The sequence below is a fragment of the Comamonas denitrificans genome (genome assembly GCF_042654745.1).
Taxonomy (GTDB): Bacteria; Pseudomonadota; Gammaproteobacteria; order Burkholderiales; family Burkholderiaceae_C; genus Comamonas; species Comamonas denitrificans.
The window spans coordinates 95,472-119,230 of the sequence record NZ_JBHSEY010000057.1; the positions used below are offsets into that span (position 1 = coordinate 95,472).

The following is a 23,759-nucleotide window of genomic DNA, read 5'->3' on the forward strand; positions in this document are numbered from 1 at the left end:
CAAGTTTATGTGGCGGCGTGCATCAATTCCTTGCATTTTGCGCTGGCGTGGAAGGTCACCACCCGGCGGGCAGCAATCGGCACCAACTCCCCGGTGCGGGGATTGCGCCCTGGACGGGGGGCTTTTTCACGCACCTGGAAGTTGCCCAGACCCGAGAGTTTGACGTCTTCACCACGCACCAGGCTTTGACAAATCAGGTCAAAAAAGCCATCGACCACCATCTTGGCTTCGCGCTTGTTCATTCCCATTTGCTCAAACAGCAAATCGACCAATTCGGCCTTGGTCAAGGCACCGGCTTCAAAGTTTTCTTCCATCATCTTCATCCTCGCAGCTTGGCACCGAGTTGCTCGGCCAAGGCAGCAATTACCGCCTGCATGGCAGCATCAATATCGGCATCGGTCAAGGCTTCGGCCTGGCGGCCCAAGGTCAAGCGCACGGCCAAACTTTTCTCATCGTGTGCCAACGCACCGGCACTGGCGACTTCACCCGGTTTGAGCTTTTTCGGGCGGAAGACATCAAACAGCACCGCCGAGCGTAGCGTCTGCGCCGGCACCGCCGCATGCACGGCCGCCATCAGCTGGGCATGGGTCACGCTTTCTTTGACCACCACCGCAATGTCGCGCTCCACCGCCTGGTGCTTGGGCACCGGAGTAAATTGCGGCACCGGGCGCTGCAGCACGGCCTGCAGCGCCAGTTCAAACATCACTGGAGCCTGCGGCAAATCCCACTGCTGGCACCACTGGGGGTGCAACTCACCGACATGGCCAATTTCTTGCCCGGCCAGCACCACCCGGGCGCAACGGCCAGGGTGCATGGCGGGGTGTTCAGCGGGCTCAAACTGTGCTTGCAGCGGGGCCAGCAGCGCTTGCACGTCGCCTTTCACATCAAAGAAATCGACGCGGCCATCCTGCACCCCCCATTGCAGCGGCGCATTGCTGCCATAGGCCAACCCAGCCACCCGCATCGGCTGGTCAAAGCCTTTGATGGTGGTGTCAGATTCTTCAACCGCAGCATCTTTAAAAAACACCCGCCCCAGTTCAAACACGCGCACGCGCGCGGCTTTGCGATCGAGGTTGAACTTGAGCACCTGCAGCAAAGAACCCAACAAAGAGGAGCGCATCACGCTCAAATGGCTGGCAATGGGGTTCAATAACCGGATAGGGTCTTTATTGGCGGCCAGGGTTTGCTCCCACTTTTCTTCAACAAAGCTGAAGTTAATGGTTTCCTGGTAGCCCAAACCGGCCAGCAAATGGCGCACGGTAAACGGGCTGCGGCGGTTTTCGCTCAGCAGTTTGGGCGCAATCGGTGCCAGCGGTTTGCTGGTGGGCAATTGCTCGTAGCCGATCATGCGGGCCACTTCTTCGATCAAATCCTCTTCCAGATTGATGTCAAAGCGGAAGGTCGGCGCCATCACCGCCACCGCCTCGCTGCCCACGGCCACTGCGGGCAAGCCCAGGCCGTTCAACGCATCCAGGCACTGCTGCTGGGTCACTGGCATGCCAATCACTTTGGCGGCACGCGCCACGCGCAGCTGCACTTGCTTGGGCGCGGGCACGTTGGGCTGGACATCGGTAATCGGGCCACAGGTGGTGTCGGCGGTGCCGCAAATTTGCAGCACCAGCTCGGTAATGCGCTCAATCACCTGCACCGTGTGGGCCGGATCGACACCGCGCTCAAAACGGTGCCCGGCATCGGTCGAGAAATTAAAGCGGCGCGAGCGGCCGGCCACGGCCTTGGGCCACCAAAAAGCCGCTTCAATGTAGATGTTCTGCGTGCCATCCGACACCGCCGTGGCATCGCCCCCCATGATGCCGGCCAGCGATTCCAGGCCATTGGCATCGGCAATCACCCCCACCTGCGCATCCACCGTGACGGTATTACCGTTCAACAGCTTGAGCTGCTCACCGGCCTGCCCCCAGCGCACTTGCAGGCCGCCGTGGATTTTGTCGAGGTCAAAAATATGCGTCGGCTGGCCCAGCTCAAACATCACGTAGTTGGAAATATCCACCAGCGGCGCCACCGAGCGCTGGCCACAACGCGCCAGGCGATCAACCATCCACTGCGGCGTTTTGACTTGGGTATTGACACCGCGCACGATGCGGCCGGAAAAGCGGCCACACAGGTCAGGCGCTTGAATCTCTACCGGCAAACTGTCTTGGTGCCCCACACTAGCGTGTGAAAATTCAAGCGCCGTCAGGGGGGCCCCGGTCAGTGCCGACAGCTCACGGGCCACGCCGTAAACGCTCAGGCAGTGCGCCAGATTGGGCGTGAGTTTGAGGGTGAACAGCGTGTCGTCCAGATTCAGGTACTCGCGCAAGTTCTGGCCCAGCGGCGCATCCAGGGGCAGCTCCAGCAGGCCACTGGCATCCTCATCCACCCCCAGCTCTTTGGCCGAGCACAGCATGCCAAAGCTGGGCACGCCGCGCAGCTTGCCCACCTTGATTTTGAACGGCTTGCCGTCCGGCCCGGGCGGCAACTCGGCCCCCACGGTGGCGCAGGGCACCCGGATGCCGACGCGGGCATTGGGCGCACCGCAGACAATGCTGAGCAACTCAGGGCCGCCCACATCCACCTGGCACACCCGCAGACGGTCGGCATCCGGGTGTTGCACGGCTTCTTTGATCTCACCAACAACAATGCCGGTAAAGGGTGGAGCCACCGGGTCCAGCTCTTCCACCTCCAGACCAGCCATGGTCAAGGTATCGGCCAGGGCCTGGGTGCTCAGCGGAGGGTTGCAGTATTGGCGCAACCAAGATTCAGGAAACTGCATGTTTTTTTCCATCGCATGCGCCGAGGCAGCCTCAGCGCACAATCATTAAAAGATAGCTGTTACCGCTTTACTTATCAACATTTCAGGCTAAAAACAATCTGAAATATCCATATAGCAGCGCAAACAGCTCACTTTTTACTTATTAAATTGGGACAAGAAGCGGATATCGCCATCAAAGAACAGGCGCAAATCATTCACGCCATAGCGCAGCATGGTCAGGCGATCGGGTCCCATGCCAAAGGCAAAACCGATAAAGCGCTCGGGGTCTAAGCCCATGTTGCGCACCACATTGGGGTGCACCTGGCCGCTGCCGGCCACTTCCAGCCACTTGCCCGCCAAGGGGCCGCTTTGGAACTGGATGTCCACTTCGGCCGATGGCTCGGTGAACGGAAAAAAGCTCGGGCGAAAGCGCAGCACCAGGTCATCGCTTTCAAAAAACGTCTTGCAAAAATCGGTAAATACGACCTTCAGGTCTTTAAAACTCACATTCTCGCCAATCCACAAGCCTTCGCACTGATGGAACATGGGCGAGTGCGTAGCATCCGAATCCACACGGTAGGTGCGCCCGGGGGCAATCACACGAATCTCGGGCATGCCCTGCCCTGCATCGAGCTGGTTGCGGTAGCGCTTGACGTGCTGCACCGCATGGCGCACCTGCATCGGGCTGGTGTGCGTGCGCAGCAAATTCGGGGCCTGCGGCGTGCCGCCTTCGACATAAAACGTGTCGTGCATCGAACGCGCCGGGTGGTCTTCCGGGGTATTGAGCGCGGTGAAGTTGAACCAGTCAGACTCAATCTCTGGGCCCTCGGCCACTTCAAAGCCCATCGAGGCAAAAATCCCCTCAATGCGCTCCAAGGTCAGCGACACCGGGTGCAAGCCCCCTTGGCCACGTTGGCGGCCCGGCAAGGTGACATCCAGGCGCTCGGCCTGCAATTGCACCTGCAACTGGGCCTCAGCCAGGGCATTGCGGCGCTCGGTCAGGGCCGCTTCAATGGCCTGCTTGGTCACGTTGATGGCAGCGCCCCGGGTTTTCTTCTCTTCTACGGACAGCTGCGCCATGCCCTTCATCAGCTCGGTCATCTTGCCGGCTTTGCCCAAAAACTGGGCTTTGGCGTTTTCCAACTCAACAGGGGTAGCCGCCTGCGCGAACAACTCGCGGGCGCTGGCAACCAGGGAATCCAATTCGTTCATAGCGACTTTGACTTTGCTTGCGACCTTGCTGTCGCATTTTCAATACTTCAATATTCAAATACAACAAGGGCTAGTGCCTTTTCAAGCCCTAGCCCTTGCTGATAGTGCGTCAGTAGCTATTACTTTATAACTACCGATCGTGAACTCAAGCAGCCAGCTTGGCTTTTACTTGTTCCACGATGCTGCCAAAAGCAGCCTTGTCATGCACAGCGATGTCGGCCAGCATTTTGCGGTCGATGTCGATGGCAGCCTTTTTCAGGCCATTGGTGAACTGGCTGTAGGTCAGGCCCAATTCGCGTGCAGCCGCATTGATACGGGTGATCCACAGACGGCGGAACACGCGTTTCTTGTTGCGGCGGTCACGGTAAGCGTACTGACCGGCCTTCATCACCGCCTGTTTGGCGACGCGGAAGACATTACCGCGGCGGCCGCGGAAACCTTTGGCTTGAGCCAGAACTTTTTTGTGACGGGCACGGGCCGTTACACCACGTTTGACGCGAGGCATATGTTTACTCCTTGTTCGTCTAAAAAATTACAGGCCAGCCATGGGCATCATCTTGGCAATAGAGGCCACATCGGACTCATGCACATTGACGATGCCACGCAGGTTACGCTTGTTCTTGGTGGTCTTCTTGGTCAAGATGTGACGCTTGAAGGCTTGACCGCGCTTGACGGTGCCACCCGGACGGACGCGAAAACGTTTCTTCGCGCTGCTCTTGGTTTTCATTTTGGGCATTGAATGCTCCTGTTACTTGTGCTCGCAAGGCGTTTGCCACCACAGCAAAACTTGTTGGCCCCGAGTCACTTATTTACCCCAGAAAAAATCCAGGGCAATACAAAAGCTTGTCTGGGGCACAAAGTGCTTCAGACAAGCTCCTGCAATGGGGTAATTACTCTGCTTTTTCTGGTGCGCCTGCTTCAGCAGATTTGCCAGCTCCTGGCTTTTTACGTGCTGGGGCAATCATCATCACCATTTGGCGGCCTTCCAACTTGGGAAACTGCTCCACCTGGATGGAGTCGGCCAGATCGTCGCGCAAGCGGTTGAGCAAATCCAAGCCCAGCTGCTGGTGCGTAATCTCGCGGCCACGAAAGCGAAGCGTGATTTTACACTTATCGCCCTCCCCCAAAAAGCGTCGGATATTACGCAGTTTGATGTTGTAGTCACCATCATCCGTGCCGGGACGGAATTTCACTTCCTTGATCTCAACAACCGCTTGCTTGGCCTTGGCCTCGGCAGCCTTCTTCTGCTCTTGGTATTTAAACTTGCCATAGTCCATCAACCGGCATACCGGGGGGCTGGCTGTGGCAGCAATTTCAACCAAATCCACATCCAACTCACCGGCCGCACGCAGCGCCTCTTGCAAAGGCACGATGCCCAAGGCTTCGTTGTCCGGCCCCATCAGGCGGATTTCTGGTGCGGAGATTTCACGGTTCAAACGGTGCTTGCGCTCTTCACGCTGGCGACGATCACGAAATTCTGTAGCTATGGCTCTCACCCTAAAATTTAAACGCTACGAAAAGGGTAGCTTCCTACACACAAAGCACGCGGGACAAGCCCGCGTTAATACTTTTAAGCTTTATTGGCAATATCTTGGGCTAGCAAATCGATGAAGGCTTGCACACTCATCACGCCAAGATCTTTATTCCCTCGCGCCCGCACAGCAACGGTGCCAGCAGCTTTTTCTTTGTCGCCTGCGACCAAGATATAGGGAAGCTTTTGCAATGCATGTTCACGTATTTTATACGTGATCTTTTCATTGCGAAGGTCTGCGGCAATCTTGAGTGCATGATCTGGCAGTACTTTTTGCACTTTTGCGACAATTTCCTGCACGTAATCACTTTGCGCATCGGTGATATTGAGTACCGCCACTTGCTGCGGTGCCAGCCATACGGGCAAAGCACCCGCATGCTGCTCAATCAAAATTCCGATAAAACGCTCCATCGAACCCACAATGGCCCGGTGCAGCATCACGGGGCGATGGCGATTGCCGTCTTCGCCGACATACTCCGCATCCAAGCGCTCGGGCATAGAAAAATCGACTTGAATCGTGCCGCACTGCCACTGGCGGCCCAAGGCATCTTTCAAGGTGTACTCAATTTTGGGGCCATAAAAAGCGCCATCACCCACAGCAACTTGGTATTCACAGCCCGAGGCTTTCAGGCTATCAAACAGCGCCGCCTCTGCTTTGTCCCAGCTCTCGTCTGAGCCAATGCGCGCCTCAGGGCGGGTGGCCACCTTGTAAATAATGTCGGTAAAGCCAAAATCTTGGTACACCTTTTGCAGCAAACGCGTGAAATTGAGCACTTCTTGCTGCACTTGATCTTCCATACAGAAGATGTGCCCATCGTCCTGTGTGAATGCGCGTACACGCATGATGCCGTGCAAACCGCCCGTCGGTTCATTGCGGTGGCATTGGCCAAATTCACCCATGCGCAACGGCAATTCACGGTAGCTTTTAATGCCTTGCTTGAAGATCAGAATGTGCCCTGGGCAGTTCATCGGCTTGAGCGCGAAGTCGTGCTTTTCGCTCTCGGTCGTGAACATGTTGTCACGGTACTTGTCCCAGTGGCCGGTTTTTTCCCAGAGCGTACGATCCAGAATCTGCGGGCCTTTTACCTCTAAATAACCGTTATCACGGTACACACGGCGCATGTACTGCTCTACTTCTTGCCAAATTTGCCAACCTTTGGCATGCCAAAAAACGGTGCCGGGGGAATGCTCATCAATGTGAAATAAGTTCAGCTCTCGGCCCAGCTTGCGGTGATCGCGTTTTTCAGCTTCCTCAATGCGGGTGATGTAGGCTTGCAGATCTTTTTCATCGGCCCAAGCCGTACCATAAATGCGCTGCAGCTGCTCATTCTTGGCATCACCGCGCCAATAGGCACCGGCCAGCTTGGTGAGCTTGAAGACTTTCAAAAAGCGGGTATTGGGCACGTGTGGGCCCCGGCACATGTCCACGTATTCTTGGTGGTAGTACAAGCCCATTTGCGTTTCATTGGGCATGTCTTCCACCAAACGCAGTTTGTACGCTTCGCCGCGCTGCTCAAAAACTTTAATCACCTCGGCACGCGGTGTCATTTTTTTAACGACATCGTAGTCTTGGGCAATCAGCTCTTTCATCCGCGCTTCAATGGCCGCCACGTCTTCAGGGGTGAAGGGGCGCTCATACGAAATATCGTAGTAAAAACCTTCTTCAATCACTGGGCCAATCACCATCTTGGCGGTGGGGTACAGCTGCTTGACGGCATGGCCAATCAAGTGGGCACAGGAGTGGCGGATGATGTCCACCCCTTCTTGGTCCTTGGGGGTGATGATTTGCAGCGTGGCATCTTGCGCAATCACGTCGCAAGCATCCAGCAAGCGTCCATTGACACGGCCAGCGACGGTGTTTTTGGCTAAGCCGGCACCGATGGACTGGGCCACCTGCATGATCGTGACCGGCCCATCAAACTCGCGCACGGATCCGTCGGGAAGGGTAATTTTCAACATAACTTCGTTTTAACTTTTAAAAATTCAAGCCACGCAAACAATAAAAAAGCGCGGAACCAGTCCGCGCCTAAAAGAAAGAAGAGGGAAGCTTTTGGGATGCGCGAACTCTCTGGCCCTAGCGGCGAGCAGTGATTGACGTTGTAGTTCGCGGTGTCATAACCAATGATGCCTTTCTCGCCCTTGTAAATTAGAAAAAATATGATTTTAGCGACTTAAAGACAAACGGGCTTGCAAAGCAAGCCCGTTTCTTTTTCTGAGTGCTAAGTTTGTGACCTAGCTACCACAGTGCTTAGTGGAACTGTTCTTCTTCGGTCGAACCGGTCAGGGCCTTCACGCTGGAAGAGCCGCCTTGGATCACGGTGGTCACGTCGTCGAAATAGCCTGCGCCCACTTCTTGTTGGTGCGACACGAAGGTGTAGCCTTGTTCGCGGGCTGCAAATTCAGGCTCTTGCACCATGTTCACATAGTGCTTCATGCCTTCGCCACGGGCGTATGCGTGGGCGAACTGGAAGGTGTTGTACCAGTTGATATGGATACCAGCCAAAGTGATGAACTGGAACTTGTAACCCAGCGCCGACAGCTCTTCTTGGAACGAAGCGATTTGGCTGTCGTTGAGGTTTTTCTTCCAGTTGAACGAAGGCGAGCAGTTGTACGACAGCAGCTTGCCAGGGCAGGCAGCGTGTACAGCTTGGGCAAATTCACGGGCAAAGCCGATATCCGGCACACCCGTTTCACACCACACCAGATCGGCGTAGGGGGCGTAAGCCACACCACGGCTGATGGCTTGCTCCAGGCCATTTTTCACGCGGTAGAAGCCTTCTTGGGTGCGCTCGCCGGTAATGAAGGGACGGTCGTTGGCATCGCAATCGCTGGTCAGCAGGTTGGCGGCTTCAGCATCCGTGCGGGCCAGCACGATGGTGGGCACACCCATCACGTCAGCAGCGAAGCGGGCCGCCATCAGTTTTTCAACGGCTTCTTGGGTCGGCACCAGCACTTTGCCGCCCATGTGGCCACATTTTTTCACAGCGGCCAATTGGTCTTCAAAGTGAACACCAGCGGCGCCAGCAGCAATCATGTTCTTCATCAGTTCGAAAGCGTTCAACACGCCGCCGAAACCAGCCTCTGCATCGGCCACGATGGGCAGGAAGTAATCGACAAAACCTTCATCACCAGGATTGACACCACGGCCCCACTGAATTTCGTCAGCGCGTTTGAAGGTGTTGTTGATGCGACGCACCATAGTGGGCACCGAGTCGTAGGCATACAGCGACTGGTCGGGGTACATGGTTTCGGAAGTGTTACCGTCAGCGGCGACTTGCCAACCCGACAGGTACACAGCCTCCAGACCTGCTTTGGCTTGCTGCATGGCTTGGCCAGCGGTAATGGCACCAAAAGCGTTCACATAGCCTTTTTTCGCACCACCGTTAATTTTTTCCCACAGTTTTTCCGCACCACGCTGGGCCAGGGTGTGCTCAGGCTGCAGGCTGCCACGCAGACGCACTACGTCGGCAGCGCTGTAGTTGCGCTTGACGCTTTTCCAACGGGGATTTTGGGCCCAGTCTTTTTCCAGGGCGGCAATTTGTTGCTCACGGCTCAGTTGCTGATTCAGGGATTGAGGCATGTGTGATCTCCAGTTACAAAGTTGAAAAACCGTGGTGCTTGCTTGAACACCTTGGCATCTAATGTAAGTCTTATAGAAGAGTTAATCAATCTCTTATGTCTTATATAAGACAAATTTTTATTTCTTTAAAAAACAAGTAGTTAAAAAGTTCAATGTTGAATTTTTTCTAAAAACTGCAGGCTTTCGTGCGCATTTGCTGCAAAGCAACATTTTTTTATTTCACCCAATGCAATTCATTTTTTGTAATGTGAAATTTAGCAATGGATCGCTGCAGCACTGACCACGATGCCATCGGCATCGGCATAGAGCCAATCGCCTGGACGCACACGGACACCAGCAATCTGAATCGCCAAGTCGGCATGGCCCTGGTTGCGCTTTTGGGTGGGCATAGGGTTCAAACCCAGGGCCCGAATCCCCAGCTGTTCGGCATTGAGCTCGGCGACATCACGCACACAGCCCCACACCACAATCCCTGCCCAGCCATTGCGGGCAGCTGCAGCGGCCAAATTGCCGCCCACCAAAGCCTTGCGCAAAGAGCCCCCGCCATCGACCACCAACACGGCACCATCGCCTGGGCTATCGAGCGCTTGCTTGACCAAGGTGTTGTCCTCAAAGCACTGCACGGTGCGCACGGGGCCGGCAAAGTGCCCTACTGCACCGTAGTGCTGAAACACCGGGGGCAGCACGCGCACAGCATCTGAGGTGTCGTCTTTAAAGGCATCGCACAAATCGCAAGTAGCAAATTTCATGGTGAAAACTCCGGCTAATGAAATAAGGAGTGCTGCACGCTGCAGCACAAACCGGCGCATTGAACACCCGAAACAAGCTCACTGCCAACATTTGCTGCGCCTTCGCTGACAACAACACAACACTTCAGATGAAAAAGTCTGTCAGCTTGCTTGAAACCCATGTTTTTCCCATTAGCATCTGCACCACTTTGGTTGGCACCAGGGCCTGCCAATGCAACAAGACCCCGAAGGAATACACATGGCAACTGCAAAAAAAGCCAGCACCACCGCCACGGCTGCTGAACCCACTAAAAAACGCGCACCCAATCCCGCCTTCATGAAGCCACTGACTCCCGATGCAGCACTGGCTGCCGTGGTGGGAAAAGCCCCTCTGCCCCGCACCGAAATCGTCAGCAAACTGTGGGTTTACATCAAGGCCAACAACCTGCAAGACGCTGCCAACAAGCGCAACATCAACGCTGATGCCAAACTCAAGCCTATTTTTGGCAAAGACCAGGTCACCATGTTTGAACTGGCGGGCCTGATCGGCAAACACGTCACCAAATAAATACCTTGCTGCTAGAAAACGCCGACCTTGGTCGGCTTTTTTAATCCCCATTGCACACAAGGATTGTGCAAATGCGAAAGATTTACATTTACAATCACATCATCAGCAAAAAAGGATGCCGTGATGATTGTCTGTGTTTGCCGCCGTATTTCGGACCGCGAAATTGCTCGCTATGCCCATGCCGGGATCAGCTTTGACGATATCCAATTTGAGCTAGGGGTCGCCACCCAGTGCGGCTGCTGCGAAAGTACCGCCCGTGATCTGGTTGCGCAATGCCGCTCCCAAGCACCGGTTGCGGCCTTGCACAAAGCCATCGACACTCCAGCGCCCATGCTGTAACCAGCGACCTCTTCTGCGCTGCCCCAGCCAGAAGCCACCCTCTCCTCATGCGTTCTTTCGAATCTTCTGCCGCTCACTCTGCACGCTCCAAAGTGGCCGTTACGGCCATGGTCTTGGCCGTGCATGCGCTCGCACTTTGGGGATTGCAGCGCCTCCCTGGTGCCACGCCGGCCCCAATGGTTATTCCTGCGCAGGTGATCGCCACCTTTATTACGCCCGAGCCTGAACCCATCGTCATGCCTGAGCCCATGCCCCTGGCCCCGCCAGAGCCGGTGGTGCAACCCAAGCCTGTGCCCAAGCCACAGCCCAAACCGCAGCCCAAACCCAAACCGCAACCCCTGCCCAAGGCGGTTGCCAGCCCCGATCCAGCCCCGGCCACCGCGCCCACCGGCACGCTGGATCCAGAGCCAACCGCGCCCGCCACGCCAACACCTGCACCAACGGCGGCCCAGGCCAGCGCCACCACCGATGCGCCTGCGGCCATCGTCATGCCATCGAGCAGCGCGGCATACTTGAACAACCCCCGTCCAAGCTACCCCTCCATCAGCCGACGCATGGGCGAGCAAGGCAAAGTCATGCTGCGTGTTTTTGTCAATGCGCAAGGCCAGCCGGAGCAAATTCAAATCCAACAATCAAGCGGCTTTGACCGCCTGGACAAGGCGGCCGTTGATGCCGTACGGCGCTGGAAATTTACCCCCGGCTCACGCAATGGCGTGGCTGAAGCGATGTGGAACATCGTCCCTATTAATTTCGTACTCGAATAAAACCACCTGGAGTTTTCATGGAATCGCAATTTGGTATTGCCCACGTCTGGGCGCAGGGCGACTTTGTTTCCCGCAGCGTCGCAATTTTGCTGCTGCTGATGTCAGTGGCCTCGTGGGCAGTCATCATCATCAAAGCTTTGGCACTGGTAAAAATGAAAAAATACGCGAGCAAGGCCGAAGGCTTTTGGCACAGCGAAGACTTTGGCATTGCCCTGGACAAACTGGGGATGGAGGCCGACAACCCGTTTCGCACCATGGCCCTGGAAGGGCGTGAGGCCGTCGCCCACCACCGCAAGACCTGCGACCACTTGCACGACACGCTGGACATCAGCGACTGGATCACCCGCTCACTGCGCTACTGCGTCGATGGCTGCACGCAGCGCCTGCAGTCAGGCCTGTCGATCCTGGCCTCGGTGGGCTCAACAGCACCGTTTGTCGGGCTGTTTGGCACGGTGTGGGGCATCTACCATGCGCTGGTGGCCATTGGCATGTCGGGCCAGTCGTCCATCGACAAAGTCGCCGGCCCCGTGGGCGAGGCGCTGATCATGACCGCCTTTGGCCTGGCCGTGGCCATTCCTGCCGTGCTGGGCTACAACGCCTTGGTGCGCGGCAACAAAAAAATCATCAACGCCCTCAATAGCTTTGCCCACGACCTGCACGCCTATTTTGTGACCGGGGCACGCATCAGTTCTGAAAAACACGGCAGCGACAGCAACAAGGTGCTGCCGCTGAAAAAAGGGGCGTAAACCATGTCCTTTGGCACCCAAGATGACAGCGATGAGGTGATGAACGAAATCAACATGACCCCCCTGGTGGATGTGATGTTGGTACTGCTCATCATCTTCATCATCACCGTGCCGGTGATGAAAGACTCGGTCAATATCGACCTGCCCCGCGCCAGCAATGAGCCGGAATTGATCAAGCCCGAAACCATCAACCTCAGCATCAGCGCCGACGGGCAATACCACTGGAACAAAGAATCGGTCTCTGACGACGAGCTGGCCCGGCGCCTGCACGCCGAAGGTGGCAAAGAAAATCAGCCCGACCTGCACATTCGGGGCGACAAGGACGTGCGCTACGAGCGCGTAGCCCAGGCCATGGCCGCTGCGCAAAAGGCCGGCGTGCGCAAGATCGGCTTCGTCACCGATCCGGCACAGCCGTAAAACGGCCCCGGTAATCCCTCCCCACATCGCACGCAGCACAAAAAAAAACCCGCTAGCCATTCAAAGCTAGCGGGGTTTTTGCTTTTCTGTCAGCGCTGACGGGCGCTCAGATTAATCGCGGCTGGCGCGTTTGCGCTCGTGCTCTTTCAGGTGGCGCTTGCGCACGCGCAGGCTGGTGGGGGTGATTTCCAGCAACTCATCGTCGTCGATGAATTCCACACCGTACTCCAGCGACAGCTCAATCGGCGGGGTGATTTTGATGGCATCTTCCTTGCCGCTGACACGGAAGTTGGTCAGCTGCTTGGTGCGGGTGGCGTTCACCACCAGATCGTTGTCGCGGCTGTGGATACCGATAACCATGCCTTCGTACACGGCATCGCCCGCTTTCACAAACATGCGGCCCCGATCGTCCAGCTTACCCAGGGCGTAGGTGAAGATTTCACCATCGTCCATAGAAATCAGCACGCCATTTTTACGGCCACCAATTTCGCCTTTGTAGGGCTCGTAGCTATCAAAAATGTTGCTAATCAGGCCGGTACCACGGGTTAAATTCAAGAATTCATTGGTAAAACCAATCAGACCCCGGGCAGGAATGCGGTACTCCAGGCGCACACGGCCCCGGCCATCGGACTCCATGTTCACCAGCTCACCTTTGCGCTCGCCCAGGGCTTGCATCACGCCGCCTTGGTGGCTTTCTTCGATGTCGGCGGTGACCATTTCGATGGGCTCGCAACGCTCGCCATCAATCTCTTTGAACACCACGCGCGGCTTGGAGACGGCCAGCTCATAGCCTTCGCGGCGCATTTCTTCCAGCAAGATGGTCAGGTGCAGTTCACCCCGGCCCGAGACTTCAAAAATCCCGTCCTCATTGGTTTCTTTCACGCGCAGCGCCACGTTGGAGCGCAGCTCTTTTTGCAGGCGGTCCCAAATTTGGCGGCTGGTCACAAACTTGCCTTCGCGGCCGGCCAGCGGCGAGGTGTTCACGCAGAAGTTCATGGTCAGCGTGGGCTCGTCGATTTTGAGCATCGGCAGCGGCTGGGGGTTGGCCGGGTCGGTAATGGTTTCACCAATACCCACGTTGTCAATGCCGCTAATAAGCACGATTTCTGAGGGGCCCGCCTCGGTCACTTGCACGCGGTCCAGACCCTGAAACTTGTGGATCTGGTTGATGCGGCCTTTGTAGCTTTTGCCATCGGGGCCGGCCATGACCAGCACGTCTTGCCCGGCCTTCAAGGTGCCCTGGTTGATGCGGCCTACGCCGATACGGCCCACAAAGGTGGAGTAATCCAGCGCGGAAACCTGCATTTGCACCGGCGCAGAGGCATCGCCTTTGACGGCGGGCACATGCTCCAAGATGGTGTCGAACAGGGCCGACATATCGGGGCCCCATTGCTCGCCGGGCACACCTTCGGTTTTGCTCGACCAGCCGTTGATGCCCGAGGCATACACCACGGGAAAATCCAGCTGTTCGTCGGTCGCACCCAGCTTGTCAAACAGGTCAAAGGCGGCGTTGATCACTTTGTCGGGATTGGCGCCGGGCTTGTCCACCTTGTTCACCACCACGATGGGCTTTAGGCCCAGGGCCAGCGCCTTTTTGGTCACAAAGCGCGTTTGCGGCATGGGGCCTTCTTGCGAGTCGATCAGCAGCACCACGCCATCGACCATCGACAGCGCGCGCTCAACCTCACCGCCAAAGTCCGCGTGGCCGGGGGTGTCCAGGATGTTGATGTGGGTGTCTTTCCAGCGCACGGCACAGTTTTTGGCCAAGATGGTGATGCCACGCTCGCGCTCGATGGCGTGGTTGTCCATCACCGTGTCCACCACTTTTTCGTGGGCGGCAAAGGTGCCCGAGGAGCGCAGCAGCTGGTCCACCATGGTGGTCTTGCCGTGGTCCACGTGGGCAATGATGGCGATATTGCGAATTTGTATGCTCATAGTGTTGCTCAAAGTTCCAAAGGCCGCGTTTATGAGGGGCGCGACATCCCTTCCAGAATTTGTTGAATTTCCAGGGGGCTGAGTAACCGATCCGGTATCAGCTCTCCGGCATGAATGTGCCCCACACCCAATAAGGCGCGGGGCTGGTCTGCGTACACGGCCACCGCATCCGCGTCGGCCCAGGGGCCGCGGCGGCGCAGCCCGGTCAGGAAGCGGGCGGCATCCTCGGCCCCCAGGGTGATGGGGGTGTGCCCTTGCAGCAGGTGATCGGCGGGCAGCACATGGGCCAGCCGCGCATCGCCCTCTAAGGCCTCCAGCTGCGCCAGGGTGACGCACTGCGCCAGGCCCAGGCCGCCCGTCTCGGTGCGGCGCAGGCTGCGCAAGTGGGCACCACAGCCCAGGGCCTGGCCAATGTCTTCGGCCAGGGTGCGGATGTAGGTGCCTTTGCTGCAGGTTACTTCTATTTCAATAGCTGGTTGCGCAGATTCATCTTGCGTTTTGGCTATTTTCAATCCGTAAATAAAGATATCCCGTGCGGGGCGCTCTATCGTTTCTCCAGCACGGGCATATTCGTACAGGGCTTTGCCGTCTTTTTTCAAGGCGCTGTACATCGGCGGTATTTGGCGAATCGCCCCGGTGAATCGGGCCGCCACCGTGGCCAGGTTGTCGGCAGTGAGTTGGGCGGCATCGACCGCGCGCTCTTGCAGCACCGCCCCCTCGGCATCGGCCGTGGTGGTGGTTTGGCCCAGGCGGGCGATGGCGCGGTAGGTTTTGGGGGCATCGAGCTGCAGGGCGCTGAACTTGGTCGCCGCCCCAAAGCACAGCGGCAGCACGCCCGTGGCCAGCGGATCGAGCGTGCCTGTGTGGCCCGCTTTTTCGGCGCGCAGCAGCCATTTGACCTTTTGCAAGGCATCGTTGCTGGACAGGCCCAGGGGTTTATCGAGCAGCACCACCCCATGCACGGGGCGCCGCTGCACCCGGGTGCGAGGGGCAGTCATCGTGTCAGTCCTGTTCGGGGCCACGCGAAGCGACTGCCTTGGCGATCAAGGCGTTCATGTCGGCAGCGCGCTCCTGGGTGCGGTCGTAGATAAAGTGCAAGGTCGGCACGGTGTGGATGTGCAAACGCTTGAACAAGGCATTGCGCAAAAAGCCGGCACCTTGGTTCAGCGCCTCTTGCGTGGCATCGGGGTCGCCCACCAGCAGGCTGAAATACACCTTGGCGTGGGCGTAGTCGGGCGTGACCTGCACCGATTGCAGGGTCACCATGCCCACGCGCGGGTCTTTCAACTCGCGGGCAATCAACTCGGCCAGATCCCGCTGGATCTGGTCGGCGATTTTGAAGCTGCGCTGCGGCGCAGCGGGTTTTGGTTTTTTTGCCATTAAAAGAAGAGTTATTCGCGCTGATTTACAAAGGATTTTTAAGGATTTATACCTAAAAATCCTTTTACACCAAGCGGCAATAGCTATTAATTACAGAGTACGGGCAATCTCGCGGATCTCAAACACTTCCAACTGATCGCCTTCGCGAATGTCGTTGTAGTTCTTGAGTTTGATACCGCACTCAAAGCCTTCCTTGACCTCTTTGACATCGTCCTTCATACGGCGCAGCGATTCGATCTCGCCGGTGTAGATGACCACGTTGTCGCGCAGCAAGCGGAAATGCGCATGGCGCGTAACGTGGCCCTGCAGGATGTAGGAACCAGCCACCGTGCCGATCTTGGTGGCGACGAACACGGTGCGAATCTCGGCCAGGCCAATGATTTCTTCGCGCTGCTCGGGCGCCAGCATGCCGGACATGGCCGCTTTCACCTCTTCGACCGCGTCGTAGATGATGTTGTAGTAGCGGATATCGACATCGTTGCCTTCGGCCGTCTTGCGCGCTTGCACGTCGGCCCGCACGTTAAAGCCGATGATGATGGCCTTGGAGGCCAGCGCCAGGTTCACGTCCGATTCGCTGATGCCGCCCACGCCGGAGTACACCACCTGCACCTTGATCTCGTCGGTCGAGAGCTTGAGCAGCGAAGCGGCCAGTGCCTCTTGCGAGCCTTGCATATCGGCCTTGATGATCAGCGACAGGGTCTGCACATCGCCAGCGGTCATATCGGAGAACATGTTCTCCAGCTTGGCCGCTTGCTGCTTGGCCAGCTTGGTGTTGCGGAACTTGCCAGCGCGGTAGGTGGCCACTTCACGGGCACGGCGCTCATCCAGCATGACCATGAAGTCGTCACCGGCTTGCGGCACATCCGACAGGCCCTGAATTTCGACGGGAATGGACGGGCCCGCTTCTTTGGCGGTCTTGCCGTCTTCGTCCAGCATGGCGCGCACGCGGCCATAGGTTTGGCCGGCCAGCACAATGTCGCCCACCTTCAAGGTGCCCGACTGCACCAGCACCGTGGCCACCGGGCCGCGGCCCTTGTCCAGCTGGGCCTCGATCACCAGGCCCTTGGCGGCGGCATCGGCCGGGGCCTTCAGCTCCATCACCTCGGCTTGCAGCAGCACGTGCTCCAGCAGCTCGTCGATGCCCATACCGGTTTTGCTGGAGACGGCCACAAAGGGCGAATCACCACCGTATTCTTCCGGCACCACCTGCTCGGCCACCAGCTCTTGCTTGACCTTTTCAGGGTTGGCATCGGGTTTGTCGGCCTTGGTCAAGGCCACCACAATCGGCACCCCGGCGGCCTTGGCGTGCTTGATGGCTTCGCGCGTTTGCGGCATCACGCCGTCGTCCGAGGCACACACCAAGATCACGATGTCGGTCGATTTGGCACCACGGGCACGCATGGCGGTAAACGCCTCGTGGCCCGGGGTGTCCAGGAAGGTGACGATGCCGCGTGGCGTTTGCACGTGGTAGGCACCGATGTGCTGGGTAATACCACCGGCTTCGCCCGTGGCCACTTTGGTGCGGCGGATGTAGTCCAGCAGCGAGGTCTTGCCGTGGTCCACGTGGCCCATGACGGTCACCACCGGGGCACGCGGGAGCAGCTCGCCGGTGTACTGGGCGGCATCTTCTTCGCTGAAGGCTTCCGGATCGTCCAACGCCGCAATCTTGGCGGTGTGGCCCATTTCTTCGACCACGATCATCGCGGTGTCTTGGTCCAACGGCTGGTTGATGGTAACCATCTGGCCCATCTTCATCAGCACCTTGATCAGCTCAGACGCTTTCACGGCCATCTTGTGCGCCAGCTCGGCCACCGTGATGGTCTCGGGCACCGAAATTTCTAGGGCGCGGAACTCTTGCTGCACCACTTGCTGCTGCTCATGGCGGTCGTTGCCGCCACGGCGGCCACCACGGCCGCCCTTGTTGCCGCCCGCACGCCAGTTGCCACCGCGGTTGCCGCTGTTGGTGTCGCCACGGGTTTTGATTTCTTTTTTCTTGGCGCTGTCGTCACCCGCCCAGCTGGAAGACAGCTTGGCCGATTTCACCTCTTTGGCATCTTTGCGCACACCAGCGCCGGCCTCCGCAGGTTTGGCACCAGGGGCCGCTTTCTTGGCCCCAGCGGCCGTACTGGCCACGGCTTTTTTCGCCTCTTCGGGCTTTTCGACTTTTTCCGGCTTCTTGGCAACCAGCACTTTTTTCGGCGCGGCCATCATGGCGCGAATGGCTTCGGCCTCGGCCAGCGCCTTGCGGCGCCGATCCACCAGGTCTTTGGCGCGATCAGCCTCTTCCTTGGCACGTGCCTGGGCTTCTTGCTCGGCTTTCAGGCGGGCTTCTTCCTGCGCTTTGATGCGCTCGGCCGCGGCTGCAGCGGCCTCGGCCGCGGCTTCTTTTTTGGCTTCTTTGGCTTGGCGCAGCTTGGCCGTTTCGGCCTGGGCATAGGCGCGGGCACGCTCTTCGGCCTCGCGCTCTTTGCGCTCACGCTCTTGGCGTTCCTGGCGCTCTTGCACCAGCTGCGCTTCTTCCTTGGCAATCACCGCCACTTCTTGGCGGGCCTGCTCCTCGCGGCGCACCAGCTCTTGGTTCTCTTGCTCAGCCTGGACGGCCTGGGCCGCACGGGCCGCTACCTCGGCAGGGTCTTCGCGCTGGATAAACGTGCGCTTCTTGCGCACCTCCACCTGAATGGTGCGGGCTTTGCCTGTGGCATCGGCCTGCTTGATTTCGCTGGTGGAGCGCGTGGTCAGCGTAATTTTTTTACGCTCCCCGTCACCCACGCCGCTGGTGTTTTTCAAGTGGGCCAGCAATTGCTGTTTATCGCTATCGCTCAACGCATCACTCGCCGATTTTTTGGCCACGCCTGCTGCGCGCAATTGCTCAAGCAGGTCTTGGGGGGATTTATGGAGTTCTTTGGCAAACTCAGCCACGGTATTCAATGACATATCTTGTTCTTTCCTCCCTTTATTCCTGATCCTGGTTCTGCTCTTGGTTGAACCAGTGGGCACGCGCCTGCATGATCAGTGCGGTGGCCTCTTCAGCACTTTGGCCGGTCAGGTCGGTTAATTCATCAATGGCCAAGTCGGCCAAATCGTCCCGTGTGCGCACGCCGCCCTCGGCCAATTTGGCCAAGATTTCTGGTGTGACACCTTCCAGGGTGCGCAGGTCTTCGGCAACCTGCCCCACGCTTTCCTGCTGGGCAATTTCTTGGGTCAGCAGGGCATCTTTCGCGCGGGTGCGCAGCTCGGTGACGGTCTCCTCGTCGAAGGCTTCGATTTCCAGCATCTCGGCCAGCGGCACGTAGGCCACTTCTTCCAAGCTGTTAAAGCCTTCTTCGACCAGGATGTCGGCCAGCTCAGCATCGACATCGAGTTTTTCCATAAACAGCTTGCGGGCCGAATCAGTTTCCTCAGCCTGCTTTTGCGCCGATTCGGCAGCGTCCATGATGTTGATTTTCCAACCCGTCAGGTCCGAGGCCAAACGCACGTTCTGCCCGCCACGGCCAATGGCGATGGCCAGGTTTTCCTCATCCACCACCACATCCATGGCATGTTTTTCTTCGTCCACCACGATGGATTGGACATTGGCCGGGGCCAGCGCACCAATCACAAACTGGGCGGGGTCTTCACTCCACAGCACGATATCGACGCGCTCACCAGCCAACTCGGTGGTCACCGCATTCACGCGCGAACCGCGCACACCGACGCAGGTGCCGATGGGATCGACGCGCTTGTCGTGGCTGACGACGGCAATCTTGGCACGGCTGCCAGGATCGCGGGCACAGCTTTTGATCTCAAGCAGGCCTTGCTCGATCTCGGGCACTTCGTTGCGAAACAGCTCAATCATGAATTCCGGCGCAGCCCGCGACAGCACGATGGGCGCACCACGCAGGGTCAAATCCACTTCCATGATCATGGCGCGAACGCGGTCACCACTGCGCAGATTTTCTTTGGGGATCATTTCGCTGCGCCGCAAGCGCCCTTCGATGCGCCCCACTTCGACGATGATGTCGCCCTTGTCCATGCGCTTGACGGTGCCGGAAAAAATCTTTTCCCCCCGGGCCATGTACTCATCCAGCAGCATTTCGCGCTCGGCATCGCGGATCTTTTGCAAAATCACTTGCTTGGCGGTCATCGCGCCAATGCGCCCAATGGGCACGGATTCGACCTGCTCTTCAATGTAGTCGCCCACTTGCACGCCCGGCTGGCGCTCTTCGGCATCCATGAGCAATTCTTCGGCATCGGGGTTTTGCAGCCCGGCATCATTGGGGACGACCAACCAGCGGCGGAACGTGTCGTAGTGGCCCGAATCGCGGTCAATCGCCACGCGAATATCCACATCGCCACCAAACAGTTTTTTGCTTGCCTGGGCCAAGGCTTGCTCAACAGCGCCCAACACCACGTCGCGCTCGACATTTTTTTCACGCGAAATGGCTTCTACCAACATCAATAGTTCGCGATTCATGCGACCACACTCCTTCGTTCTTGCATCTATAGCGTGCACAGTGTTTGCCTGTGTGCACTTTTACTTTTCTGGCTCAACGCGCTGGCCGTTGGCTTAATGGCCCTTGGCTGCACGCCCTTTAAAACTGACGACGGGCGCCAAACGCGCCTCTTGCAATTCATCAAACACAAAACCCAGTGCCTGCAGTGGTGCAGGCTCGCGTTTTTTGCTCACGCGCTGGCCGGGCTTGACCGGCGGCTCATCACTCCAGACGATTTGCCAATGCTCGGCATCGACCCGTTCCAAGGTGCCGCGAAATTTTTTGCGGTTGGCATGCACCTGGCCTTGGGCCGCAGCACCAATCGGGGCCTTGAGGGTGATATCCACCAGCTGCCCAGCAAAGCGCTCAAAATCGACGGTATTGCGCAGCAAGCGATCAATTCCGGGGGAAGAGACTTCCAGGCGCTGGTAATCGACCCCATCAACTTCCAGAGCAAATTGCAGCTGGCGTGTGACTTTTTCACAGTCTTCGACCGTGATGAACGCCTCTGGTAAATCCGCTTCCCCTTCGGTGGGCGCAGTCCAAGGCAAATCAATCGTGATACGAAGCAATCCGCCGGCGGTGCGTTCAATCTCTACCAGGTCGTAGCCCAGTCCGGTTACCGTTTGTTCAACAATTTGCTGCAATGCCACTGCGTTGAAATCTTTCTCAATTTTTCTCGGTGAAAAACAAACGACCAAAAAAAACGGGCGGTGAAAACCCGCCCGTTTGGTCGTGAAGCGAAGATTATAGCTTGCAAACCATTGATCTGCAACGCCACACTGGGCTAATTCGCCTGCAACGCCGTGCTATTTTGCGTCCGCCAAACGGGGCCGCAACTGCTGCCACAGGGCGGCCACCGCTGCATTCACCCCGACAGGGGCGGCACCCTCGTTTTTGTAGGACTGCACCAGCCGGGCAAGCACGGCGATCTGCGGTGGCAACACACCCATAAAAACGGGCTGATCCCCCTGGGCAATGAGCAGCGTGGGGAAGGTTTCAATATCCCAGTCGCCCAGCAAATCGTCGTGCGCCTCAACATCCACCCACAGGTAGCGCTCTGCCGGGTCGGCCTGCTCCAGCCCCGCTTGGGCTAAAAAATCTGGCGCATAGGCCCGGCACGTGCTGCACCACTGCGCACACAAACACACGACATACCAGGTTGTTGTTTCTGCGGTTGCCTGCACACCCTCATCCTCATAAATAAAAAGCCCCGAACTTGCGCACGGGGCTTGCTCGCAGCGAACTGCTGGCAGCAGCTGGCGCTGCCGATGCTTAGCCGTGGCGTTTGCCCGGGTTCTTCTTGAAGCGGGTGTGCACACCACGCTCCAGGCTCACGCGCTGGCCACGGCCACCGGTGGGCACAGCGTAGCCATTGGGGGGAACGGGACGGGGGGTGCGCTTGCGATCAGCTTCAGTAACGATCTTATTGCCCATGACAATTTCTCCAAAGGAAAGAGGGGGTGAGTTGAAAAAACCCTGCATTCTTTCATACTCAAGCGCCATTGACAGCCAAGCCGCCGAAAATTCCCCCACCTTTACCCACCAGGCGCTGCGCTATGCCCACGCTTTGTGCCGCGTTCAGCATGCATTGCGGCGCTGTGCAGTGCGGCACTTAATCAATTAAGTGAGCATGCACCGCTTGTATTTATTAGATTAACAGGATAAAAGCTTACTTAATCTATTTAAATCAAGCGCAAACAGCTATTAAAAAATTTACAACATGGCTTGCACCAAGGCCTGGGTGTACGGGTGCTGGGGCGCATCGAGCACGGCATCGACGCTGCCGGACTCGACCACCGCGCCATCTTTCATCACCAGCACCTGGTGCGCCATGGCGCGCACCACTTCCATGTCGTGGGTGATGAGCAAATACGCCAGCCCCCGCTCATGCTGCAATTGCTGCAGCAGCGCCAGCACCTGTTTTTGAATGCGGGCATCCAGGGCGCTGGTCGGCTCATCGAGCACCAACACCTGCGGCTGCAAGATCAAGGCCCGCGCAATCGCCAGGCGCTGGCGCTGGCCGCCCGAGAACGCATGCGGGTAGCGCTGCAGCAGGCCGGGGAACTGGTGGCTGTGCAGCCCCACCTCGGCCAGCGCCTGCACCACCCTGTGGCGCCGTGCGCTGGCATCGAGCTGCGGCGCATGCACGCGCAGGCCCTCGCCCACAATCTCTTCCACCGTCAGGCGTGGCGACAGCGCCGAGAACGGATCTTGGAACACCACCTGCACACAGCGGCGCAACGCTTGGTTGGCGGGGGTGTTGCGCGTCGCCGGTTGCTGCCACGCTTGGCCATCCACGGCCAGCGTCCCTTGGCTGGGCAGCAGGCCCAGCACCGCCTGGGCCAGCGTGGATTTGCCCGAGCCCGACTCGCCCACCACAGCCAGCGTTTGCCCTTGGCGCAGCTGGAAATTGGCACCCTGCACGGCAACAAACTCACCCTTTTTGAACCAGCCGCGCAGCCCCGGCAAAGGGGTGGGATAGACCACGCGCAACTGCTCGGCGGCAATGTGCACGGGCGCATCGTCTGGCACCGGATGCACATGGCGCTGCGGCGTGCTGTCGAGCAACTGGCGCGTGTAGGGGTGCTGCGGGTTGGCAAACAAATGCGCGGTGTGGGCCTGCTCAACGATGTGGCCGTGCTGCATCACCGCCACGCGGTCGGCAAAGCGGCGCACCAGATGCAAGTCGTGCGTAATGAGCAGCACCGCCATACCGGTTTGGCGCTGCAAATCGCTGAGCAGCTCCAGCATCTGCGTGCGCAGCGCCACATCCAGCGCCGTGGTCGGCTCATCGGCCAGCAGCAGCTTGGGGCGGCTGGCCAGCGCCATGGCCAGCATGGCGCGCTGGCGTTGCCCACCCGAGAGCTGGTGCGGCCAGGCCTGCGCGCGCTGCGCAGGCTGCGCGATGCCGGTGGCCGCCAGCAGCTCAATGGCCTGCGCCCAGGCGGCTTTCACCGCCAGCCCTTGCTTGAGTTGCAGCACCTCGGCAATCTGCTGGCCAATGCGCATCAAGGGGTTGAGCGCGGTCATCGGCTCTTGAAAGATCATGGCCACATCGCTGCCACGCACACTGCGCAATGCATGCTCCGATAAGGTGAGCAGATCGCGCCCATCCAGCAAGGCTGAACCGCCAATTTGAGCCCCATCGAGCAAGCGCAGCAGGCTGAGCGCCGTGACCGACTTGCCCGAGCCGGACTCGCCCACCAGGGCCAGTTTCTCGCCCGCATGCAGGGCAAAACTCACGCCTTGCACCACGGGCTTGCCACCGAAGGCGACGTGCAGGTCTTGCACCTGCAGCAGGGGGGGGATTGCGGTAGAGATCGTTTCCGACATAG

Annotated in this window: 23 protein-coding genes; 5 read left to right on the forward strand and 18 right to left on the reverse strand. The window is 58.2% G+C overall.

What is annotated here, in order from left to right; all coding sequences use genetic code 11:
* Nucleotides 1-5: 5 nt before the first annotated feature.
* The 9 genes from ACFO24_RS12420 to rraA all read right to left on the reverse strand — a co-directional run bounded on the left by ACFO24_RS12420 (nt 6) and on the right by rraA (nt 9,821).
* Complete coding sequence (locus ACFO24_RS12420) at nt 6-323, reverse strand: integration host factor subunit alpha (RefSeq protein WP_207574166.1); 318 nt, start codon at nt 321-323, stop codon at nt 6-8.
* Nucleotides 320-2,770: a phenylalanine--tRNA ligase subunit beta gene (gene pheT, locus ACFO24_RS12425; protein WP_377738624.1), complete on the reverse strand. Its 2,451-nt coding sequence runs from the start codon at nt 2,768-2,770 to the stop codon at nt 320-322. The genes ACFO24_RS12420 and pheT overlap by 4 nt, the downstream gene beginning before the upstream one ends.
* A 135-nt stretch (nt 2,771-2,905) precedes the next feature.
* Complete coding sequence (gene pheS / locus ACFO24_RS12430) at nt 2,906-3,961, reverse strand: phenylalanine--tRNA ligase subunit alpha (RefSeq protein ID WP_207574164.1); 1,056 nt, start codon at nt 3,959-3,961, stop codon at nt 2,906-2,908.
* A gap of 145 nt (nt 3,962-4,106) precedes the next feature.
* Nucleotides 4,107-4,466 (reverse strand): 50S ribosomal protein L20, encoded by a 360-nt coding sequence (gene rplT / locus ACFO24_RS12435; protein WP_207574163.1) that lies wholly within the window; start codon nt 4,464-4,466, stop codon nt 4,107-4,109.
* Between the two features lie 27 nt (nt 4,467-4,493).
* Entirely contained in the window at nt 4,494-4,697 is a 204-nt protein-coding gene (rpmI, locus tag ACFO24_RS12440) for a 50S ribosomal protein L35 (protein WP_207574162.1), read from the reverse strand.
* Between the two features lie 154 nt (nt 4,698-4,851).
* Nucleotides 4,852-5,457 carry a translation initiation factor IF-3 gene (gene infC, locus ACFO24_RS12445; RefSeq protein ID WP_377738625.1) on the reverse strand — a complete coding sequence of 202 codons (606 nt, stop codon included), beginning with the start codon at nt 5,455-5,457 and terminating at the stop codon, nt 4,852-4,854.
* Nucleotides 5,458-5,531: 74 nt separating this feature from the next.
* Nucleotides 5,532-7,451, reverse strand: coding sequence for a threonine--tRNA ligase (thrS, locus tag ACFO24_RS12450; protein WP_377738626.1), 1,920 nt, complete (start codon nt 7,449-7,451; stop codon nt 5,532-5,534).
* Between the two features lie 289 nt (nt 7,452-7,740).
* A complete protein-coding gene (gene aceA, locus ACFO24_RS12455; protein WP_377738627.1) occupies nt 7,741-9,072 on the reverse strand; it encodes an isocitrate lyase in 1,332 nt (443 codons plus the stop codon).
* A 254-nt stretch (nt 9,073-9,326) separates the two neighbouring features.
* Nucleotides 9,327-9,821: a ribonuclease E activity regulator RraA gene (gene rraA / locus ACFO24_RS12460; RefSeq protein ID WP_377738628.1), complete on the reverse strand. Its 495-nt coding sequence runs from the start codon at nt 9,819-9,821 to the stop codon at nt 9,327-9,329.
* 238 nt (nt 9,822-10,059) lie between these two features.
* On the opposite strand from rraA, the gene ACFO24_RS12465 reads away from it, so the two are divergent.
* The 5 genes from ACFO24_RS12465 to ACFO24_RS12485 all read left to right on the forward strand — a co-directional run bounded on the left by ACFO24_RS12465 (nt 10,060) and on the right by ACFO24_RS12485 (nt 12,634).
* Complete coding sequence (locus tag ACFO24_RS12465; protein ID WP_207574157.1) at nt 10,060-10,368, forward strand: SWIB/MDM2 domain-containing protein; 309 nt, start codon at nt 10,060-10,062, stop codon at nt 10,366-10,368.
* 123 nt (nt 10,369-10,491) lie between these two features.
* Nucleotides 10,492-10,707 carry a (2Fe-2S)-binding protein gene (locus ACFO24_RS12470; RefSeq protein WP_377738630.1) on the forward strand — a complete coding sequence of 72 codons (216 nt, stop codon included), beginning with the start codon at nt 10,492-10,494 and terminating at the stop codon, nt 10,705-10,707.
* Between the two features lie 47 nt (nt 10,708-10,754).
* Nucleotides 10,755-11,471, forward strand: a complete 717-nt coding sequence (locus ACFO24_RS12475; RefSeq protein ID WP_377738631.1) for an energy transducer TonB — start codon at nt 10,755-10,757, stop codon at nt 11,469-11,471.
* A gap of 17 nt (nt 11,472-11,488) precedes the next feature.
* Nucleotides 11,489-12,217: a MotA/TolQ/ExbB proton channel family protein gene (locus ACFO24_RS12480; RefSeq protein WP_377738632.1), complete on the forward strand. Its 729-nt coding sequence runs from the start codon at nt 11,489-11,491 to the stop codon at nt 12,215-12,217.
* A 3-nt stretch (nt 12,218-12,220) separates the two neighbouring features.
* Nucleotides 12,221-12,634, forward strand: a complete 414-nt coding sequence (locus ACFO24_RS12485; RefSeq protein WP_377738633.1) for an ExbD/TolR family protein — start codon at nt 12,221-12,223, stop codon at nt 12,632-12,634.
* Nucleotides 12,635-12,745: 111 nt separating this feature from the next.
* Here the strand turns inward: ACFO24_RS12485 and typA are convergent, their stop codons facing one another.
* The 9 genes from typA to ACFO24_RS12530 form a co-directional block, all read right to left on the reverse strand.
* Complete coding sequence (gene typA / locus ACFO24_RS12490; protein ID WP_377738635.1) at nt 12,746-14,569, reverse strand: translational GTPase TypA; 1,824 nt, start codon at nt 14,567-14,569, stop codon at nt 12,746-12,748.
* A gap of 29 nt (nt 14,570-14,598) precedes the next feature.
* Complete coding sequence (gene truB / locus ACFO24_RS12495) at nt 14,599-15,567, reverse strand: tRNA pseudouridine(55) synthase TruB (protein ID WP_207574147.1); 969 nt, start codon at nt 15,565-15,567, stop codon at nt 14,599-14,601.
* A 4-nt stretch (nt 15,568-15,571) separates the two neighbouring features.
* On the reverse strand, nt 15,572-15,949 hold the full coding sequence (gene rbfA, locus ACFO24_RS12500) for a 30S ribosome-binding factor RbfA (RefSeq protein ID WP_377738636.1): 378 nt from the start codon (nt 15,947-15,949) through the stop codon (nt 15,572-15,574).
* A gap of 90 nt (nt 15,950-16,039) precedes the next feature.
* Complete coding sequence (infB, locus tag ACFO24_RS12505; RefSeq protein WP_377738637.1) at nt 16,040-18,883, reverse strand: translation initiation factor IF-2; 2,844 nt, start codon at nt 18,881-18,883, stop codon at nt 16,040-16,042.
* A 19-nt stretch (nt 18,884-18,902) separates the two neighbouring features.
* Entirely contained in the window at nt 18,903-20,402 is a 1,500-nt protein-coding gene (gene nusA, locus ACFO24_RS12510) for a transcription termination factor NusA (RefSeq protein ID WP_207574144.1), read from the reverse strand.
* 93 nt (nt 20,403-20,495) lie between these two features.
* Complete coding sequence (rimP, locus tag ACFO24_RS12515) at nt 20,496-21,074, reverse strand: ribosome maturation factor RimP (RefSeq protein WP_207574143.1); 579 nt, start codon at nt 21,072-21,074, stop codon at nt 20,496-20,498.
* Between the two features lie 156 nt (nt 21,075-21,230).
* Nucleotides 21,231-21,608 (reverse strand): thioredoxin family protein, encoded by a 378-nt coding sequence (locus ACFO24_RS12520; RefSeq protein WP_377738638.1) that lies wholly within the window; start codon nt 21,606-21,608, stop codon nt 21,231-21,233.
* Between the two features lie 88 nt (nt 21,609-21,696).
* Nucleotides 21,697-21,858, reverse strand: a complete 162-nt coding sequence (locus tag ACFO24_RS12525) for a hypothetical protein (protein ID WP_207574141.1) — start codon at nt 21,856-21,858, stop codon at nt 21,697-21,699.
* Nucleotides 21,859-22,137: 279 nt separating this feature from the next.
* Nucleotides 22,138-23,757 carry an ABC transporter ATP-binding protein gene (locus ACFO24_RS12530; RefSeq protein ID WP_377738639.1) on the reverse strand — a complete coding sequence of 540 codons (1,620 nt, stop codon included), beginning with the start codon at nt 23,755-23,757 and terminating at the stop codon, nt 22,138-22,140.
* Nucleotides 23,758-23,759 lie beyond the last annotated feature (2 nt).